Here is a 3,364-nt window from a genome sequence, read left to right as displayed (position 1 = left end):
CTCCGATTTTATTCCATATCAATGCTTTTATATATATGATTTAGTATACGTTATAAGTATAGCATAATATGTAACTGATATTGTACATATTTCGGAAAATATCCTAAAATAATTCTAGAAACAGATGGAAACTCTGTTTATAAGACATACTTGTCAGAGAAAAAGTAAGAGAAATAATCTAAAATATGAATGATTCTAGGAGGAAAGCAAATGGAATATTTACATCTAAACAATGGAACAAAAATACCCACAACAGGAATCGGAACATTTTTATTACAGCCATCGGATGCAGAAAATGCGATTGTATCTGCGCTTTCAAATGGCTATGAATTGATCGATACAGCGAATGCCTATATGAATGAAAAAGCAGTAGGTCGCGGAATGAAGAAATCTGGTCTTAAAAGAGAGGCGATTTGTCTATCTACCAAACTGTGGCCGAGCGAGTATGCAGATGCGGACCGAGCGATTGATGACACTTTAAAAAGGTTAGATACCGATTATATTGATCTCTTGTTCCTGCATCAGCCGATTGGAGATTATATTGGTGCATATCAGGCAATGGAGCGAACTGTGAAGGTGGGGAAGGTGAAGTCTCTTGGACTTTCTAATTTCCCTATAGAAAAGATACAGGAGATTATCTCTGTGACAGAGATTAAGCCGGCAGTACTTCAGGTAGAAGCCCATCCATATTATCCACAGACGGCACTAAAAGAATATCTGAAAGATATGGGAACGCTCATCATGGCGTGGTATCCGCTGGGACATGGCGATCATACTCTGCTGAATGAAGCAATATTCACAGAACTGGCAGAAAAATACGGAAAGACTACTGCACAGATTATCTTAAGATGGCATACACAGGCAGGCAATATTGTAATTCCCGGATCTAAGAATGAAGCACATATTAAGGATAATATCAATATCTTTGATTTTACACTTACGGAGGAAGAGATGCAGAAAATCGCTGGCTTGGATAAGGATGTCAGGTATTATACGGCAACGGAAGAAGCGCTTCAGGGATATCTGGCATTTGCGCCGGATTTTGACAGTCAGGAATAGGGATATTGTATGTATAAGATTTTCTTATGGAAACACCTTGAAATGCGAATTGTTCCACAGGATATTATTGCTTAAAATGTGAAGCGTAAAAGTAAAATCAAAGGAGTGGAGGCAAGATGAAAGTCAGAAAAATTATTGCTATGATTTTAATTAGTATAATGGTACTAAGTTTGCTTGTAGGATGTGGTCCTGATTCGGAAAGTAGGCAATCAGATGACGCAGAATCGCAAAGTAATATACTTGTTGTATATTATTCTGCGACTGGAAATACGGAAAAGGCTGCGGATGCGATTGCCAAAGCAACTGGTGCAGATGTTTTTGAACTGGAGCCAATTAAAGCCTATACAGAAGAGGATCTTGACTGGACGAATGAGGACAGCAGGGTATGCAGGGAACATGACAATGAAGCGGAAAGGGATGTAGAACTTGTATCTGCAGCGGTTGATAACTGGGAGTCTTACAGCACGGTATTCATCGGATATCCGATCTGGTGGGGCATCGCTGCATGGCCGGTAGACGGATTCATAAAAGCAAATGATTTTACAGGAAAAACAGTGATTCCGTTCTGCACGTCTGCATCATCAGATTTGGGAGAGAGCGGGGAACTGTTAGAAAAAATGGCCGGAACTGGAGAATGGCAGATTGGAAGAAGATTCCGGTCAAGTGTGTCTGAAGAGGATGTACAGGTGTGGATGGAAGAACTTGGGATTGTTCAGTAGATGTATGAGGAGGATATAAGAATGGATTATGTAACTTTATATAACGGAGTGAAGATGCCGCAGCTTGGTTATGGTGTATATCAGGTAACACAGGAGGAATGTGAACGTTGTGTATTAGATGCGCTTGAGGTTGGATATCGTTCATTAGATACAGCTCAAAGTTATTTTAACGAGGAACAGGTAGGAAGTGCCATCGTCAAATCCGGCATTCCAAGGGAAGATATCTTCCTGACGACAAAGGTGTGGATTGAGCATTATGGATATGAGCAGGCGAAGAAGTCTGTATTGGAGTCTATGGAAAAACTTGGGACTTCTTATCTGGATCTGATCTTATTGCATCAGCCGTTTTCTGATTATTATGGTGCTTACCGTGCGCTGGAAGAGTTATATAAGGAAGGAAAGGTAAGAGCAATTGGTGTCTCTAACTTCTATCCGGATCGTTTGGTGGATATTGCCTCTTTTGCGAACATCAAGCCTATGATAAATCAGGTAGAGGTCCATCCATTTAATCAGCAGAAATTGGCAAAAGAATATATGGAGAAGTATCAGGTGCAGATGGAAGCATGGGCTCCGTTTGGTGAAGGAAGAGGAGGCTTATTCGAGAATCCGGTGCTTGCTGCAATTGGACAGAAATACGGTAAGACAACCGCTCAGGTTATGCTTCGGTGGCATTTGCAGCGTGGTGTGGTAGTGATTCCAAAATCTACCCACAAAGAACGCATGGAAGAAAACTTCCGGGTATTCGATTTTGCGCTGGATGATGAGGATATGAAGATGATCGCAGCGCTTGATAAAGCGAAAAGTGCCTTCTTTGCCCATTACGACCCGGCTATGGTGGAATGGTTTGTAAAAATGGTGGAAGAGCGCAGGAATAAACGCGACGGGGTTCCTCGTATTTGATGGGAATTTAGGGGAGAAAATTGATTATCGGAAATGTACGGTACAAGGGCAGGGAAGTTGTGGGCTGTGGCCGGATTATTTCGCCAAGACTTCGTAACAGAAAAAGATATCGTCAGTTCTAACCGGGCATATTCGTCGTAAGCCCTTGAGGGTCTTACGATTCAGATGCCCTCGAAACCAGGACTTGTAGTCCTGGTTTCGCACGAACGAACGGTATCTTTTTCTGCAACGAGGTCTAAGGCGAAATAATACGGTCACAGCTCACAACTTCCCTGCCCTTGCACCTGACATCTCCGTGGACTCAAGGCTTTCTCCTGTGTGTGTGGGATTCCGGTGGGAGTGGATGTGTGGAGCGGTATTGGTGGGGATACCGGGGCGATACATGGAGAAATATTGGGTGGAAGATGGAAGCGTGGGCGTGTGAAAAGAACAGGAAGGGGGAAGGAGGCAGCCAGTATGTAATGAAGAGGATTAGATGCTCTATTCCGCGTGATTTTACATACCTTATCGCAGGAAACTCGCCCAGCGGTATGTAATATAGTGCAAATTACAAGTGCAAGGCTATGCATGCTTTCATACCTTGCTCAAAAAGGATTGTTTTCAGGAATCCTCACAGTTCATGAAGAGTCACACATAAGAATGTCAGGCAGAGAGAGGCAGTATGGGCGTTCATATCCGTAGAAGAG

General features: G+C 42.6%; 4 protein-coding genes. All 4 read left to right on the top strand.

The features are described 5' to 3' along the window. Window positions 1-210: 210 nt before the first annotated feature. Window positions 211-1,059: an aldo/keto reductase gene (locus tag ACQRBN_RS17320; RefSeq protein ID WP_427740345.1), complete on the top strand. Its 849-nt coding sequence runs from the start codon at window positions 211-213 to the stop codon at window positions 1,057-1,059. A gap of 116 nt (window positions 1,060-1,175) precedes the next feature. Next, window positions 1,176-1,778, top strand: a complete 603-nt coding sequence (locus tag ACQRBN_RS17315) for a flavodoxin (protein ID WP_427740344.1) — start codon at window positions 1,176-1,178, stop codon at window positions 1,776-1,778. Window positions 1,779-1,799: 21 nt separating this feature from the next. Then, complete coding sequence (locus ACQRBN_RS17310) at window positions 1,800-2,678, top strand: aldo/keto reductase (protein WP_427740342.1); 879 nt, start codon at window positions 1,800-1,802, stop codon at window positions 2,676-2,678. Between the two features lie 347 nt (window positions 2,679-3,025). Beyond that, window positions 3,026-3,214 (top strand): hypothetical protein, encoded by a 189-nt coding sequence (locus ACQRBN_RS17305; protein WP_427740341.1) that lies wholly within the window; start codon window positions 3,026-3,028, stop codon window positions 3,212-3,214. Window positions 3,215-3,364 lie beyond the last annotated feature (150 nt).

Origin of the sequence: Bariatricus sp. SGI.154 (assembly GCF_050313795.1) — a bacterium.
Taxonomy (GTDB): Bacteria; Bacillota; Clostridia; order Lachnospirales; family Lachnospiraceae; genus CAMBRQ01.
This window is presented reverse-complemented; position numbering and strand designations above follow the sequence as displayed.